Origin of the sequence: Sediminibacillus dalangtanensis (genome assembly GCF_017792025.1) — a bacterium.
Classification (GTDB): domain Bacteria; phylum Bacillota; class Bacilli; order Bacillales; family Amphibacillaceae; genus Sediminibacillus; species Sediminibacillus dalangtanensis.
On the sequence record NZ_CP046956.1, the window covers coordinates 2242569 to 2259259 of the forward strand.

General features: G+C 41.9%; 17 protein-coding genes. 3 read left to right on the forward strand and 14 right to left on the reverse strand.

The features are described 5' to 3' along the window. Positions 1–156: 156 nt before the first annotated feature. From ERJ70_RS11330 to ERJ70_RS11345, 4 genes are all read right to left on the reverse strand, one after another. Positions 157–2082, reverse strand: coding sequence for an LTA synthase family protein (locus tag ERJ70_RS11330; protein ID WP_209364993.1), 1926 nt, complete (start codon positions 2080–2082; stop codon positions 157–159). Positions 2083–2341: 259 nt separating this feature from the next. Further along, positions 2342–3307 carry an ROK family glucokinase gene (locus ERJ70_RS11335; protein WP_209364994.1) on the reverse strand — a complete coding sequence of 322 codons (966 nt, stop codon included), beginning with the start codon at positions 3305–3307 and terminating at the stop codon, positions 2342–2344. Positions 3308–3319: 12 nt separating this feature from the next. Continuing rightward, on the reverse strand, positions 3320–3520 hold the full coding sequence (locus tag ERJ70_RS11340) for a YqgQ family protein (protein WP_209364995.1): 201 nt from the start codon (positions 3518–3520) through the stop codon (positions 3320–3322). Between the two features lie 169 nt (positions 3521–3689). Then, positions 3690–5153, reverse strand: a complete 1464-nt coding sequence (locus ERJ70_RS11345; RefSeq protein ID WP_209364996.1) for a spore germination protein — start codon at positions 5151–5153, stop codon at positions 3690–3692. A gap of 191 nt (positions 5154–5344) precedes the next feature. Between ERJ70_RS11345 and ERJ70_RS11350 the strand changes: the two genes are divergently transcribed. Beyond that, positions 5345–6226 (forward strand): hypothetical protein, encoded by an 882-nt coding sequence (locus ERJ70_RS11350; protein ID WP_209364997.1) that lies wholly within the window; start codon positions 5345–5347, stop codon positions 6224–6226. On the opposite strand, the gene ERJ70_RS11355 is transcribed toward ERJ70_RS11350, so the two are convergent. The 4 genes from ERJ70_RS11355 to rpmG all read right to left on the reverse strand — a co-directional run bounded on the left by ERJ70_RS11355 (position 6199) and on the right by rpmG (position 9598). After that, on the reverse strand, positions 6199–7734 hold the full coding sequence (locus tag ERJ70_RS11355; RefSeq protein ID WP_209364998.1) for a rhomboid family intramembrane serine protease: 1536 nt from the start codon (positions 7732–7734) through the stop codon (positions 6199–6201). The two genes, ERJ70_RS11350 and ERJ70_RS11355, sit on opposite strands and share 28 nt — an antisense overlap. Before the next feature lie 644 nt (positions 7735–8378). Further along, the gene (yqgO, locus tag ERJ70_RS11360; RefSeq protein WP_209364999.1) at positions 8379–8567 is read right to left on the reverse strand and encodes a protein YqgO; all 189 of its coding nucleotides are present in this window, start codon (positions 8565–8567) and stop codon (positions 8379–8381) included. Positions 8568–8628: 61 nt separating this feature from the next. After that, the gene (locus ERJ70_RS11365) at positions 8629–9186 is read right to left on the reverse strand and encodes a 5-formyltetrahydrofolate cyclo-ligase (protein WP_209365000.1); all 558 of its coding nucleotides are present in this window, start codon (positions 9184–9186) and stop codon (positions 8629–8631) included. Positions 9187–9448: 262 nt separating this feature from the next. Further along, complete coding sequence (gene rpmG, locus ERJ70_RS11370) at positions 9449–9598, reverse strand: 50S ribosomal protein L33 (protein ID WP_026771167.1); 150 nt, start codon at positions 9596–9598, stop codon at positions 9449–9451. Positions 9599–9939: 341 nt separating this feature from the next. On the opposite strand from rpmG, the gene ERJ70_RS11375 reads away from it, so the two are divergent. Together ERJ70_RS11375 and ERJ70_RS11380 are read left to right on the forward strand one after the other, a co-directional pair. Continuing rightward, positions 9940–10299, forward strand: a complete 360-nt coding sequence (locus ERJ70_RS11375; protein ID WP_209365001.1) for a hypothetical protein — start codon at positions 9940–9942, stop codon at positions 10297–10299. 11 nt (positions 10300–10310) lie between these two features. Then, positions 10311–10784 carry an endolytic transglycosylase MltG gene (locus tag ERJ70_RS11380; protein WP_209365002.1) on the forward strand — a complete coding sequence of 158 codons (474 nt, stop codon included), beginning with the start codon at positions 10311–10313 and terminating at the stop codon, positions 10782–10784. A 320-nt stretch (positions 10785–11104) separates the two neighbouring features. Here the strand turns inward: ERJ70_RS11380 and phoU are convergent, their stop codons facing one another. The 6 genes from phoU to ERJ70_RS11410 all read right to left on the reverse strand — a co-directional run bounded on the left by phoU (position 11105) and on the right by ERJ70_RS11410 (position 16286). Beyond that, on the reverse strand, positions 11105–11764 hold the full coding sequence (phoU, locus tag ERJ70_RS11385; protein ID WP_209365003.1) for a phosphate signaling complex protein PhoU: 660 nt from the start codon (positions 11762–11764) through the stop codon (positions 11105–11107). 22 nt (positions 11765–11786) lie between these two features. Continuing rightward, positions 11787–12563, reverse strand: coding sequence for a phosphate ABC transporter ATP-binding protein PstB (pstB, locus tag ERJ70_RS11390; RefSeq protein ID WP_209365004.1), 777 nt, complete (start codon positions 12561–12563; stop codon positions 11787–11789). Positions 12564–12580: 17 nt separating this feature from the next. Then, positions 12581–13369, reverse strand: a complete 789-nt coding sequence (gene pstB / locus ERJ70_RS11395; protein WP_245208201.1) for a phosphate ABC transporter ATP-binding protein PstB — start codon at positions 13367–13369, stop codon at positions 12581–12583. A gap of 50 nt (positions 13370–13419) precedes the next feature. Beyond that, positions 13420–14307 carry a phosphate ABC transporter permease PstA gene (gene pstA / locus ERJ70_RS11400; protein ID WP_209365006.1) on the reverse strand — a complete coding sequence of 296 codons (888 nt, stop codon included), beginning with the start codon at positions 14305–14307 and terminating at the stop codon, positions 13420–13422. Then, a complete protein-coding gene (gene pstC / locus ERJ70_RS11405) occupies positions 14307–15230 on the reverse strand; it encodes a phosphate ABC transporter permease subunit PstC (RefSeq protein ID WP_209365007.1) in 924 nt (307 codons plus the stop codon). Before pstC ends, pstA begins: the two co-directional genes overlap by 1 nt. 87 nt (positions 15231–15317) lie before the next feature. Further along, complete coding sequence (locus ERJ70_RS11410) at positions 15318–16286, reverse strand: phosphate ABC transporter substrate-binding protein (protein ID WP_209365008.1); 969 nt, start codon at positions 16284–16286, stop codon at positions 15318–15320. Positions 16287–16691: the final 405 nt, after the last annotated feature.

The following is a 16691-nucleotide window of genomic DNA, read 5'->3' on the forward strand; positions in this document are numbered from 1 at the left end:
ATAACGATTTTCTTAAACGGTAGGGAATGAGTGTATTTTTGCACCCTGCACGAGCCCTTATCACGACAGCGACACCACTGCATTCAGTATAGATCGGTAAAACCATATCTTGCAATGTATAAAAAAGCATCCCCATTCAGATGGGAATGCTTTTTCTTATTGTTCTACTTGATCATTTTGTTCGTCTTGTTCGTCGTTAAAATCATAGAAACGGAACAAGTCTCCGTAAATAATTTTATCGGAATAGGATAATTCTTTATCTACTTTTTCTTTTATAGGTTCACATAAGCCTTCGGCTCCATCCTCTTGCTGTTGTTCCAATCCAGTAGGTTCGGATTCAAGAAGTTCACCAGATTTACGATCATAGCATTGACCCTTTGTATAGATGTAATCATCACTGATGTAATCTCCATTACGCAACGCGATAAACTCTTTACGGTCTTTGGCAAACAAATCTGTTCCAAAGGTAATATCGTCGTCACTTTCAATGCCCAACAGGCTTAAAATCGTCGGCTTCACATCGATTTGACCAGCAACTTCCGAAATAACGCCGCCTTCTTCACCAGGAATATGAATGAAGAGCGGTACACGCTGCAACTGAACGTGCTCGTAAGGCGTGATTTCTTTGCCAAGATACTGTCCCATCGCTTTGTTATGGAATTCACTAATACCATAGTGGTCACCCATTAATACGATAACGGAGTCTTCATACAAGCCAGATTCTTTCAAATCCTTGAAGAACTGCTCTACAGCTTCATCCGTGTAACGCACTGTCGGGAAATACTGGTTTAATGTCTTCGAATTTGAGTCATATTGATCAATCGAAGCGTCTTCCTCTTCCAAATCAAACGGATAGTGGTTGGTTAACGTAATGAACTTGGAATAAAACGGCTGTTTCTGCGATTGAAGATATTTCATCGATTGTTCGAAGAATGGTTTATCTTTTAATCCCCAGCCAATCGAGTTATCTTCTGTCACTTCATACGAATCAACATCGAAAAATTTGTCATAGCCAAGACTGTCATACATAACATCGCGATTCCAGAAACTTTTATTGTTGGCATGGAAAACGGAGGTGAAATAACCGTTGTTCCCTAAAATTTCCGGTGACGCATGGTATTCGTTCTGACCGTGTGTAAAGAATACTGCACCCCTGGACAAAGGATACAAAGAGTTTTCAATCAAGAATTCAGAGTCAGAGGTTTTACCCTGCTCGGTTTGGTGGTAAAAGTTTTCAAAATAATAACTATCATCAATCAAATCGTTCAGGAACGGCGTGATTTCCTCTCCATTCACTTTATTATTGATGACGAAACTTTGTACCGACTCAAGCGAGATAAAAATAACGTTTTTTCCTTTAGCTACCCCAAACATATCGGACTTCTCTTTGTTTTGAACTTGCTCATCAACATATTCTGTGATTTCCGGCATTTCATTGCCATCGGCGAAAACTCGCTGAGCCTTCGTCTTGGATTGTAATACTGCATCATAGATATGATAGTTGAACAACCCGATGTTTTTCACCAAATATTCCCGGTCGAATGTCCGCTGTAACAACTGCGGGCGCTCAATTTCAGCAAGTGTGTAGTTAAACAGCAAGAATAAAAGAGAAACACTGAGTGCAAGTGTTTTGCCTCGTTTATGATACCCTGCCGATATTACGGAAGGATACTTTCTGCTCAGTACCCAGATGATGGCTACATCAAGAAACAATAGCAAATCCGGAAGGTGGACAAGTGACATAAAACTTGACCCTAAGTCTGCCGCATTGCTTCCCTGAAATAAAACAGGGATAGTGATAAAATCGGTGAAATTCCGGTAGAAAATCAAGTTAAAGTAAATAATCAGTGTCCCGATCAGCGCGGCATAGCGCAAGAACTTCATTTGTCTTCTTTCTTTGAACCATACGCTCAATGTAAACACCAAAAATGCAGAAGCGAAAGGGTTCACAAACAGGATGAATTCCTGCATCCAATTATCAAGCGATATTTCAAATATAAATCGATATACAATATACGTCTTTAAACCAAATAGTACGGTTGCAATAATATACAACGGTATATTAAACAGTTTCTTAGACATGCTTTCTTCCTCCTAACAGCAAAACTCTATTTTCATAGTTTGATAACAATCCATGATTAATTTACATGCACTTTACATTATTAAATTATATTCCACCATCTGTAATAAATAAACACTAATTATAAGACGTGCCCTCCTAAGAGAAGGTTTCATTTTTTTAGAAAAAAATTACGTCTTTTTAATATTTCTATATTTTAATAGACATTGCCAAAAAAATAAACCCTCTTGAGGCTTATTTTTTCTCTAATGAGTAAAACGTTTATCCTTTCCTTCCCTGTGTGACCAAATAGGCTGCACCGATAACCCCTGCATCATTTCCCAGTTTAGCGGTGACAAACTCAGCAGCTTCACTGATCCGTGGCAATGCGTATTTGTCAAAAGCTTTACGGAGTGGGATGAGGAGCTGTTCACCCGCTTTGGACACCCCTCCTCCAATCACGATTTTGGAAGGATTAACCACAGTAGCCGAGTTGGCGATAGCCAGTCCCAAAACATCCGTTACTCGGTCAATAATCGCTTCAGAGGCTTTATCTCCAGCTGCAGCCGACTCAAATACATCCTTGGCGGTAACGTTCCCATTCTCTTTGTACACCGTTGCTAGTATTGTCTCCTGGTCCGATTCTATATATTGCTCAGCCTGTCTGGCAATGCCGGTTGCAGATGCAACGGTTTCCAAACAACCTTTACGGCCACAATTGCAAGGGGCACCGTCTGTTTCTACCGTAATGTGTCCGATTTCCCCCGCTGTACCATTTACTCCGTTTATCACCTGGCCGTTTGCGATTATTCCGCCACCGACCCCTGTCCCAATCGTGACAGCTACTAAATTTTCCGCCTGGTTTCCTGCTCCAAGCCAGTTTTCTCCGAGTGCCGCTATATTGGCATCATTATCCACTACGGCAGGCAAGTCCGACAACTTTTCTAACTTCTCGGCCAATGCAAAATCTTTCCACCCGATATTGACAGCAACAGCTACATCCCCAGTATCTGTGTCGACAAACCCAGGGGCACCTGCGCCGATTCCAATCAAATCCGAAGACCGCAAGCCGATCGTTTTTAATTTTTGTTCAACGGATGACCATATGTCCTCCGGTATGGATGAACCATTATTGTCGAGGTTGGTTTTAATCTCCCACTTTTCCACAATGTCGCCGGTTTCTTTAATAATAGCCAGCTTCACTGTTGTACCGCCGATATCCACGCCGACAGCATATTTTTCTGCCATTCTGCTTCCCCCTTATCGTTGCTCCATCAGCTTCTGTTTCTCCTGTTTCAAAAGCAGGATTGCCGATTGAAAATCCCTTGTTTCCATGCACTGCGCTTTGTATAATTCCCTTACTTCATCTTCCATCATATCCAGGTCGGCAATTCTATCCCCTAAATAAATGAAAGTACCGAATTTTTTTAAATATTGTTGGATATCATAAATCGTTTTCATATTAAATCACCAAGAAATATTATACCAATCTTTTATCCGGTTGGGAATGATTAACCACTAATTGTCAGTTTATGCAGAGAAACACTTAATGAATGGGGTGATTTCGAGACAAATAAAAAGCTTGTAGAAAAACGTTGGTTTCTCTACAAGCTGGATGGTCTATACTTCATCATCGATCGGGATCCTGTGGATTTAAGAATGTAGGTCTTCTGTTTTTCAGTGGGATCGGAGAGCGAAGTACAATATCTCGCAACGGGCGGGCAGAAAACGGAAAGAATGGCCATAGATAGCCGATTCGGAAAGAGTCCATCCGCACTAGATAAAAAATCCAAATCGTAATCCCGGCAACATATCCTTTTACTCCAAAGATCGCTGTTACAAGAAGTAGAACAATCCGGAATATTCGGTTGGCAAGGCTTAATTCGTAACTTGGAGTAGCAAATGTACCGATCGCCGCTACCGCTAGATACAGTACCACTTCGTAAGAAAATAACCCCACTTCGACAGCTACTTGGCCAATCAATATGGCTGCGACAAGTCCAAGCGCAGTCGCCAACGCTGTAGGAGTATGGATAGCCGCCATCCGGAGCATGTCTATTCCTGCTTCTGCGATTAAAAACTGAATCAAGAGTGGTATTGCTCCTTCTTCATTAGGCCCGATAAAAGCGAGAGCCTTAGGCAGTAATTCCGGCCTTGTTGAAAGTAAATAGTATAATGGAAGAATAAAAATCGATGCTATCACCGCAATAAAGCGGACCATCCGCAGATATGCCCCTACCAATGGTTTCTGACGGTACTCTTCAGCATGCTGTAAATGATGCCAGAAGGTAGCCGGTGTAATCATAACACTTGGCGACCCGTCGATGATCACCAAAATATGTCCCTCATATATATGGGCAGCTGCTGTATCCGGCCGTTCTGTATATCGTATAGTCGGATAAGGATTCCAGTGGCGTCCGCATAAATACTCTTCGATGGTCTTCTCTGCCATCGGCAGACCATCGGTATCAATCTTTTTCAAGTGCTTCTTTAATGTTTCCACTCTGCTTTTATCTGCAATATCATCTAAATAGCACAAACAAATATCTGTTTTGGACCTCCTGCCTATGCTTAAGTATTCCATGCGCAGGGAACGGTCACGGATTCTCCTTCTAGTTAAAGCAGTGTTAAATACTATGGTTTCTACATAACCGTCACGCGATCCCCTTACCACTCTTTCCAAATCCGGTTCATCCGGACTTCTGACTGGATAAGTACGTGCATCAATGATGATGGCATAACGGATCCCTTCTACTAACAATGCCGTCGGCCCTGCCAGTACCGTATCGACTGTTTCATCCAAATCCTCCGACTTGTCCAGCTCGATGTACGGCAAATGGGTTTTAAGCAGCTTCTCCAGTGGGTCCGGCTCCAACTGATCGGGCTTAAGTCTGGATAGAAGCTTCATCAATAAGTGAAGGATATCATCTTTGACAAAGCCATCAACCATAAATAAAGCCATTTTCTTTCCAGCGTATTCTAAGTCCATGTGGATGACATCAAAGCTTTTATCCACACCGAGGCGTTCCCGCATGTAATCAACATTTTTTTCCAGACTGCGATGTACTGGTACCTTTTTCGTTTCGTTGTCCATGTTCTCATCCTATTTGGTAAAGTCATTAATACTGTTAGCTTGTACCGTTTAGGTATGAACCATACAGAAAAATCCACTGCTTGAACAACTCCTGCCTGTAAAGATCCAAACAGCTTCGCTTCATATAATTGGCGTCCAGAACATATATTCAATTAAGCAACAAATGACAAGCTGTTAAAGGAGAAAACTGTATGAAAAAAACGTTGCTCATTCCAGTTATTTTAACTGCAGCCGTCCTTGCTGCCGGCTTATTTTTTCTCGCCAACAAGGAGACAACTGTACTTAAATATTTTCCGTTGGATGAAAAGATTTCTTTTTCTTCTTACCATACAAAACTGAAGATTTTGTCTGAAATTGATACAGATGAATATGGTGTACAATGGCAGGAAGTCTCAGAATTAGAAACCCCTATTTATTTACGACAGGATGTTTCCTTATTATATGTAGACGGAAAGTTGAAAGGAATCCTTAGCAAATGGAAAGAAAACGGACAAACCATCGAACAAAAATCTTCTATTCACGGGGAAGACAGCAGTCATTTCCAGGCGATCACTTTTCATCATGGAGAAATACATTATCCAGACGACAAAATTAAAAGTATACAGGCAATGTCTTCTGATGAATTATATGTGATTGATTCACCTCACACAGCCTTGGAATCTTTTGATCAACCTTTAAATAAAAATCAGGAAGAATGGAAGCACACCCTTGATACAGCTACCAGCCAGCAACTCAGCTTCCATTGGAACCAACTGATCAATCACTTTAATATTCCGATCGATAGGTATACCATCGTTCCGCTAACAGACTTGGCAAAATACGAAAACCTGCCGTTGCCGGGATTAACAGAAACGGAAAGTCAACAAGTCATCGGACAGCTTTGGGAAGGACTTTACAAACATTATATCCTTGGAATTGCAGGCAGCCAGAATAACAAGCATCCAATCAATACGTTTATCCCTCTACTTTTATTTGCGAATGATGGTAGCCATTTAATGGTTCTTTATCAAGACGAAAACGAAGAGAAACAGCAACTGTTGCAAGCCTACCCTTCATTCGATGACAAACGTTGAACTAGATTTTCAAAATTTTCGTTATCCGGTTGCAGGCTCAAAGCTTTTTCTGCATGCTGTTTCGCATTCTCGAATTGATCATGGCTGGCATACAACAGAGCCAAATTATAATGTGCTTCGGCAAAATCCGGTTTCACTTCTAAGCTTTCCTCTAAATCATCGATTGCTGCTTCGTTTTCATCCAAATTCAAATGTGCCAGCGACTGGTAAAACAAAAGCTCTGCCTGGTATTCCTTCCCGTCTTCAAGCCCTTGCTCCGTATAGTTTAAGGTACGGTGGTATTCTTCTTGCTCCAAAGACTGCTGGGCAAGCTGGAGAAGATTAGCTGATGAAAAGTGCATACCATAGAAAAGCAAACCGCCAGCCATTATAAGGTAAAGCAAGAATCCACCGATCTGATTCAACCATTTCTTTTTCCTTGGTAAAGAAACGGCAGCAGAGGCTAGGAACCCGCCCAGCAATCCACCGATATGTGCGCCATTGTCAATTTGTGGCATCATCACACCGAAAGCAATATTTAAAGCCAATATAAACAGAAGATTCCAGCCCATCGTCCGGAAAAACAATCTTTTGTAGAGCACGCCGAAATAAAGCAGGGATCCGAAAAGACCAAAGATCGCTCCAGATGCCCCGGCAGACACCTGCGTGTTAAAGGCAAAGCTGGCAAGCCCACCTGTTATGCCGGCCAAAAAGTAGATAATCGCAAACCGGCTAGTTCCATAAAGTCTTTCTACTGCTGTGCCCAAGTAAAACAAAGCAATCATATTCATGAGCAAATGGACAAAACCGATATGAAGGAACATGGAGGAGATGATCCGCCACCACTCCCCTTGCAAAATTGCCGGGTTGTACTTCGCTCCAAAGTCGATCAATGTTTGTGTATTTAGACTGCTTCCGTGACGTTCCAGTAAAAAAAATAATAGGACATTGATTGCGAGTAAAACATAAGTGAACAAAGGTCTACCGTGCTGGAAGACCGACTGTTCTGCCTGCTGTTGTTCAACCAAGCGGGTTTTTAGCAGGTTTTTCAGTTCGTCAGACTGGCGCTCCATTACTTCTTCATTGTCAGACTGTACGATTGATCGATCATCAAGCCCCAAATTATCATATAACCGATACTTTTCACTTGTACGGTTCCTTTCGTCCAAATAATACACATGCATTTCTGTCGGCTTTTTATCCTTTACAAGCAACGGTTTTTTCAAGGACTCCCAATCATCGACAGGGGCTTGTGCCGCGACATAAACATCATGTATTTTCACTTTTTTGCCACCAAGCAGCTTGCGCAAATTCTGCACCTTATATATGACCTGAGCCATATCATTTTTTAAATGATTCCCCCAATCAAAGCTTTTATGATACAACCGGATAACATTCGATGTATCTTTTTGTTGCTTTTCGAGCCAAATCTCCTGACTGTCCTTATCAATATGTAATAGTTCATAGTTATGGTCACGGACCAAGTCATGAGCTAAATTCAAAAAATAATATTCATCTTGCACATACATGATGCCACTCCCTCTCCCTTTTATCTTACCATGTATGACTGTCTAAATGATAAAAAACAGGCATGCAATCCTTTCGTCCCCCACTAAAATACTACTGTCCCTTTTCCACCGACTGACTGCTTTACCTATACCTCTTGAAAAGAATTTTTATGCCTATTTAGTCTCCTTACTGATACTTATTATAAAAGAAAGGCAATTAATGAAAAAATGGTTGAATTCACGCAATAAATATATACTGCTAATTAACTTAAATACCACATATCAGACATATTTTAGTACTTCTTCACTCTAAAATCAGAGATCTATCTTAAGCAGTGGAAAATGCGACACTCCTGGGGGGAAGATCAGCTTCCAAATACCCCACAGGGAGTATAATTTCTTAGACAGAACAAAAGCGCAAGCGCCTGTTTAAAGGAGTACAGGCTAGAGCCGCCACGTCCTGTGGCAACGCCTGCAGGACCCACATCGTGTGAGCCCCCGACAAGCTTAAGAACAGCCTCGGCGTGGCGCTTTTTGCCACACAGAGGGTGGGCTTAAGACCCCGAGGGGGTAGGCGCTGGAGCTGGACGTGGCTGTTTCAGCCAATAATTATCCACAGACAGTTAAATTTATCATTTCCTATACAATTTAAAAAAACGCTCAGCTTATGATGCTGAGCGTCCCAAAATAGCAGGCATGATTTTTGACCGGATATACGGAATGTTCATCGACACGGTGACAGCAAGCTTTCGCAGTGTATTGACTGCTAGCAGTGCGTTAAGTATTTTAAATCGTTTTTGGAAAATCATACCGGCTGTGATAATTATCGAGCATGCAATCAGAAATGATCTCATGTTCTACACCCTTTCTCGCTGGATGATCTTATCATGCTCTAGGAGGACTCTTTTTATGCTTCTAAAAAATCAATCCGGTTTCCGTTATGAGATGATCAACCGCTATATCATAAGCATCTCTTGGAACCTCATCAATTAACTGTTCATTACTTGTCAAAGCGAGGGTGGGATTTGAAAAATCGGATAAAAAACGATCGTAATAACCACCACCATAGCCAACCCGATAGCCTTGCCGATCAAACAGTAAGCCTGGTACAATGACCAGGTCAATTTGCTGCTTCGAGATAGATTTGGCAACGTCAGGATTTGGTTCCCATAAATCAATATAAACACACTCTAATTGATTGTAGGACTGCAAATGATAAAACACAATTTCCGGTATTTTTGGATAACACTTCGGAACACAAACGTTTTTCCTTTCCTTCCACGCCTTCTCGATAATCACTCTGGTATCCCACTCATGACTTTGGGAAACGGTCAATGCGATTGTATTGGCCTTCTTCCAGTAAACCGAGTCGAATAAATGAGCCGCCAACTTTGCTTCTATCATTTCCCTTCGTTCAGCAGGCATGTCTTCCAGCAATTGTTTAGCCCTTGTTCTCCATTCACTTTTTTTCATTTACCAGCCCATCCCCCATCTTTCATACTCACACGTTTCCATGCTTGGTTTCATCATACCAAATACAGAACGCATTGGTAGCTTCTACAATTTCGGGTGGATCCTTTCTCCCTTTTTATTTGTCCAGCTATTTTTAATTTGGAGAGGAATCCAACTTCAAAGGAAAATGGTTTAAAAGAAAACAGATAAAAACCCCCGCCAAACGAATTTGGTGAGGGTCTTGTAACACATACAGTTCCAGTAAGCCGGATATACTGTAGGGTTATTTTGTTTCGCGGTGCAGTGTGTGCCGACGCAAACGTGGAGAATATTTTTTTAGCTCCAAACGTTCTGGATGCTTACGTTTATTTTTAGTAGTAATATAGTTGCGGTCACCTGTTTCGGTGCAAGCAAGTGTAATGTTTACACGCATTCTTTATCCCTCCAAACCTTCATCAAATGTAATCAACATTTCAATCTTACATATCATTTTTCAGACTTAATAATACTACCAAAAAAACTGAACAATTTCAACCTCTTAACAGAAAGCATTCAAATATTCGATAGAATGTGATATAACTGTTTATGGAAACAGCCAATTACTTATATATGTATATATAAGAAAGAACAGTCCGGGTGTGTCTTTTGTAGAGCTGGTTGTCCGCTTCCTGTTTCTTAATCAGGATTATCCTTTGAAATGCCGTATCACTACTTTACATGCTTGTTCAGAAGTAACTTTTTAGATAAACGCCATAAAAGAAAAGAGGAATCACCATGCTATACGCACTCTCTGCCTTGCTGGCAGTAGCTATCATTTTATTGATCTTATCCTTTTTCATGAATGATCGGTTCAAAGACATCGAACAGCAACTAGAGCAGTTTTCTATTTCTTCCATGCAAGAGTCTTACCAGCTGAAAAAAAAGATCAAAATACTGGAAGAAGAATTGCTTGCAGACGATATGGATTTTATGGAAGATACCATTCCGGTTTCACAAGGCAAAAAACCGCCCATGTACCAAACAATCCTCGAACTGAATCACCAAGGAAAATCAGTCGAGCAAATTGCCAGGGAAACCTCTTTGAATGAACATGACGTACATTCCATTATAAAACAATTTTCTTCAACTAGATAAGGAGAATCAGTATGAAGCAAACGATAAGGGCATTTGCCCTTGGTCTTTTGAGTGCTGTTATCGTTCTCGGAGCTATTTACTACATCGATGGAAAACCCGAGGAATCAAAAGCAGATATACCGGTTTCCGAGATGATTACACAGCTGGAGGCCGAAGGGTATGTCGTTGATACGCCGGATGAAATACAGACAGAACAATCAGCAGCAAAAGAGGACAAAGATGTAGAGAAGGAAAACAAAGCAAAAGAGGAGAGAACGGAAGAACAGGAAAATCAGTCACCTGTCAGTATAAACCTACATGTTGAACCAGGCATGAATACAGAAGAAATCATTGATACACTTTATGAAGCAGGTATTATCGAAGACAGGCAGAGTTTTACCGATTATTTAACCGACCAAGAATATAGTACGGGAATCCAAACCGGAGAGTTTCACATCGAAGAAGGCATGTCCTATCAGGAAATAGCCGAAACGATCACCCGTTGATTCAACTATCGAACAAGGGATACCGCCAATGTCCGGGCAAGAAATTATGAAGAGGCCGGGACAAAAGCATGGCCACCATAGCAAAAACCGAGCGAATGCTAACTGCCAATCAAATTCGTTCGGTTTTTCGTTGTATGCTCTCCTTTTATTCTGTTGTTTGATGCGTGCTTCGAATCGCTACGAGTGGAAAGTTACACTTTTCATAAGGTAGAACGTTTTGCTTTTTGCTCATCAAAAAAACCGAACGAATGGTGGAATCGTTCGGTTTTCATCTTGGTCACGATGCTTTTGTCCCAAGCTCTTTGTTAATTTGCAAATAGCTATTTATTTAAGTCAAGGGTCTCCCCTTTAACCAGATAAAGGATACTTTCTCCGATATTGGTAGTATGATCGGCGAAACGTTCAATATATCTTGCGCTGAAAGCCATCTGCATGATATGTTGTATCTTCTGTGGATTTGTCGCTGTCTCTTCCAGCATTTCCCGGACTACTTCTCCATACATATTATCGACTAAATCATCCAGCTCTGCCAGTTTTCTTGCCAGAGTGATATCTTCGTATTCAAAGGCTTTTACCGAAAGATCGACCATTTTCAATGCCGTTTGCTTCATATCATTTAATGCAGGGTGGATCGTCAAACCATGGTTTTCCCCTAAATGAATTGCTGCTTTCGCTATATTTTTGGCATTATCGCCCATTCTTTCCAAATCCGAGGATATACGCAATGCAATAATAAGTCTCCGTAAATCAGTCGCTACAGGCTGCTGTCTGGCAATCATCAAAATCGCATCTTCATTGATTTTCAGTTCCTTTTCATCCAGCTGCTTATCATAAACGATAACTTCATTAGCCAAATCGATATCCTGGTTATACAATGCCTCCATTGCTTTTCCCAGCATTTTTTCTGTTTCATGGGCAAGACTGATGATTTGGCCCCTTAGCGCAGTCAATTCTACCTGGAACTGTTCTCTTGCAACCATCTTATCTCCTCTTTTCTATAAATTAACCAAACCGGCCACTAATATAGTCTTCTGTCCGTCTGTCCGATGGAACCGAAAATAAACTATCCGTGTCCGAGGCTTCTATTATTTCGCCGTGAAGAAAGAATGCCGTTTGATCAGAAATCCTGGCCGCCTGCTGCATATTATGGGTAACAATCACAATCGTGTATTGATTCTTCAGTTCGCTAATCAATTGTTCAATTCGAAGGGTGGAAACTGGATCTAATGCTGATGTGGGTTCATCCATCAGTACGACACTTGGTTTGGTGGCAATTGCACGGGCGATACAAAGTCGCTGCTGCTGTCCCCCGGATAAACCGAGAGCCGAACTGTTCAAACGATCCTTCACTTCATCCCACAAGGCAACTTGTTTCAAAGACGTTTCCACTGCTTCATCAAGCTGTTTCTTCTTTTTCATCCCGTGTATTCTCGGTCCATATGCTACATTATCATAAATCGATTGCGGGAAAGGATTCCCTTTTTGAAAAATCATTCCGATTTGTTTTCTAAGGTTAACCAAATCGACTTTGTCTTTTAATATATTTTGTCCGTTAAAATGCAGCTCACCGGACAATTTAACACTGGGTATCCTTTTAATCATCAAGTTCAATGTCTTGATAAAGGTGGATTTTCCGCAACCAGATGGTCCAATTACGGCTGTGACTTCATTTTTTGGAATTTCCAGATGGACATTTTTCAGAGCCTGGTTGTTTCCGTACCATAAATTCATGTCTTGTACATGAAAAACGGGTTTCACTGCGGTTGCTGTCTTGTTCATACCTCTGTTCCCTCCCCTTATCCGAATCTGCCGGAAATATAATCTTCCGTCTTTTCTTGGTCTGGATTGGTGAAAATTTTCTCGGTTTCTCCATATTCAATTACAGATCCATTCAAGAAAAACGCTGTTTTATCCGATATTCTGGAAGCCTGCTGCATGTTATGTGTGACAATAACAATCGAATAGTCTTCCTTCAATTGCAAAATCAACTCTTCTATTTTTGCATTGGAAATCGGATCCAGGGCAGAAGAAGGTTCATCCAGCAGCAGTACGTTTGGTTCCATTGCAAGTGTCCGGGCGATGCAAAGCCGCTGCTGTTGCCCGCCTGATAACGATAAGGCAGAATCATGCAGCCTGTCTTTTATCTCATCCCATAAAGCAGCCTTCCGCAAGCTTTCTTCCACGATTTCATCTAACTGCTTTTTCTTGCGATTCCCATAGAAACGCAAGGCATGCGTAATATTGTTGTAGACTGATTTAGGAAAAGGATTCGGTTTTTGAAAAACCATGCCGATTTCTTTGCGCAGTGCGATTGTATTGATATTATCCGACAGGATATCCACGCCTTCATACATGATCTTTCCTTCATTCCATGAAACAGGGATTAAATCGTTCATCCGGTTGATACTGCGCAAAAATGTCGATTTCCCGCACCCGGATGGACCGATTAAAGCAGTGATGGCATGCTTCTCTATATCCAGATTGGCGTGTTTTACCGCCTGATTGTCTCCATAATAGATACTCAAATCCTCTGTCTTCAGGATGGTTTCTCTCTTTTCATCAACTGCTGTCGGTTGTTTATGCATATTTGGTTCAATTGTGATTGTAGCAGCCATATTAATACCCCTTTGTTCAATTATTTACTTGCCGTGATTTTCTTATGGACAACACTTCCGAGCCATCTTGCCAATAGGTTGAAAATCAACACTGCCAAAACCAGGACCGCAGAAGATCCATTGGCTATTTCCCTGATATCCGGCATGATGCCATTGGTATTCACTGCCCAAATATGGACAGCAAGCGTTTCAGCCGGTCGAAAAATGTTCAATGGAGAAGTTTCCGAAAAAGGATTTAAGTCAAGATAATCAAGCCGTGGTGTAGACAATCCCGCTGTAAACAACAGCGCTGCCGCTTCACCGAATACACGTCCCGATGCCAGAATGGCTCCTGTCAGGATTCCTGGAAAAGCCGATGGAATTAATACCGTCTTTATTGTATGCCAATGTGTGATGCCCAACGCCAAACTTGCTTCCTTCATTTCAGCAGGTACGGAGCGAATGGCATCTTCACTGACCCGGACCATGACCGGAATGTTGAAAATCGTAAGAGCCAATGCTCCGCCAATAATGGTATAGCCCCACCCTGTCGTGTTGACAAAAATCAAGAGTCCGAACATACCGACGACGATTGAAGGCAGGGACGCTAGCATTTCGATACAAGATCGAATAAAATTGGTCACTTTACCAGGCTTGGCATATTCCGCCATGTAAATACCGCCGCATACTCCCAGCGGTACAGTGATCAGCATCGTGATAAATAAAATATAAAACGAATTGAATAGTTGGTCTCTAATTCCTCCTCCTGCCCGTACAGAGCTGGAAGGAGTAGTCAAAAACTCCCAGGAAATTTGCGGTACGCCCCGGAACAGAATAAACGAGAACAGCGCGGCCAGAATGGCAACGATGATGAAGGCAATTGTGACAAAGACTCCTGTGGCGATTCGATCTGCTACCTTGCTGTTCATTAGATTTTCCTCCTAGATGACAAGTATCGGACAATTAATATGAAGATAAATGAAATGATCAACAAAATCAGTCCCATGGACCATAACGTGTTGTTTTCCACACTTCCATAGGTGGTATGCCCCATGTTTAGTGTAATAATCGTCGTTAAAGTGGCAGACGGATCTAGTAAACTAGCCGGCAGGTTCCGGACATTACCAATGACCATTTGTACTGCCAGTGCTTCACCAAATGCTCGAGCCATCCCAAGTACAACTGCTGTCAACAATGATGGCAGGGCGGCAGGCAGTAATACTTTCCGGATTGTCTGCCATCTAGTCGCCCCAAGTGCCAAAGAACCTTCTCTTAAACTGCTCGGCAATGCTCCCATTGCATCAGTTGCTATGGTGGTAATCGTCGGCAAGATCATAATGGACAGGACGATGGTACCAGCAAGAATACTAAAACCGGTCCCCGCCCCATGTTCTCTTATAAAAGGAACCAATACTGTAAGCCCTATGAATCCATAAACAACAGAAGGAATTCCTACCAACAGCTCAATGACTGGCTGCAGGACTTTTCTACCCCACGACGGGGCGATTTCTGTCATAAAGATGGCTCCGCCGATACCTAACGGTGCTGCAATCAATGCAGAGAGAAAGGTAACAGCCAACGAACCAAAAATGAATGGCAATGCGCCATAGCTTGGCTGGTCTGCTAAAGGGTTCCAATTGGTGCTGGTTAAAAACTCAATGGGACTTACATGGTTAACAAGAAAAGATTGCAGCCCCTTCACAGTCAGAAAAATCGTTACGGCTACTGTGGCTGTAATCATAATTAATGCGCACAACGTAACCAGGATTTTCCCTCTCAGTTCACCTAATGACCTGTTTTGTTTTGATTTTATTAATCGCTCTCCCGCTGATAGAGCTGCTTTGTTTTCCATAGTAAACACCCCTAATAAGTCATCACAGGGCAAATGCTTTTTGCATTTACCCTGCTTTTTTTCTCATTTGTTTTTCTGTTTTTCTTCTTATTTATCTGTTTGATTTCCTTCGGCATCGCGTTCTACTTGCATTTTTGTCGATGCGATATACCCTTGCTCAGGTAGTAGTCCAGTTTGGACTTCATCGCTCATTAAGTAGTCAAGGAACGTTTTGGCCAGGCCTTCAGCTTCCCCTTTTGTATAAGAATGCTGATAAGCCCAAATTGGGAATTCACCACTTTGAACATTTTCATCTGTTGGTTCCACACCATCGATTGCCATTGCGGTGACAGAGTCATCGGTGAAGTAAGAGAATGCTAGATAACCAATTGCACCTTCTGTTTCGCTGACAATTTGTTTGACTGTATTGGAAGAATCCTCCGTAACGCCTTCTGCAGGTGTCTCGCCGTCAAGACCAAAATTCACGAAAGTCGCACGAGTACCGGATGAATCCGGACGATTGACCAGCGTAATATCCACATCTTCGCCACCAAGTTCAGACCAGTTCGTGATTTCTCCTGTGAAAACTTTCTTTAGGTCTTCTTTCGAAATATCGTCAATTCCTACTCCAGGATTCACTGCTGCAGTCATCCCTACTACGGCAACCTTGTGATCGACTAGTTCATCAGCCGGAATGCCATCCTTTTCTTCTGCAAATACATCCGAGTTTCCAATATCTACTGTTCCCTCAGACACTTCACTAAGACCTGTACCAGATCCGCCGGCGTTGACTTGAATGTCTGCTTCAGGGTTTTCACTCATGAATTGTTCTGCTGCAGCTGCTACTAGTGGCTGCATAGCACTTGATCCGGAAATAGTGATCGAACCAGAGGCACTCTCTTCGCTTGACCCTTCATCAGATTCACTTTCGGAACCTTGGCTGGCATCTGTCTCTTGATCCGTTTCATTCGATCCGTTTGATTCTTGCTCTTCTCCATTGCTCGATCCACATGCTGCCAATATCCCTATCAGCAAAATCAACAATGCAGCAAAGGATAATAATTTCGTTTTCTTCATAAGTTTGTTCCCCCTATAATCTTATAAAATGATTGTCGCCTATCCGGCTACAAGTACATCGTAACGCGTTAGTTTTAAGTAGCAGTTAACTGCTTGTAAAGATCGTGTAAATTTACTAGATAAATAGTCCTTTTTGGTAGATTTTATCGAAAAATTCTTCTTCCAGGATGGTTGAAAGTGCCTTGGGTTACCTAAACAACTGAGAGGAAGGCTATTAAAGCAGTTTATATATAGATGAATAATTAGGCCCAAGAGGTGGAGAGGAAAACATCGGTAATGAAAGCCAGACAACATATGCCAAGACTTTCACTGAACAAAAGCGCAAGCGCCTTGCTCACCCCTAACAAGCTTAAGCCCACGCTCGGCGTGGCGCTTTTTGCCACACCGAGGGTGGGCTTAAGACCT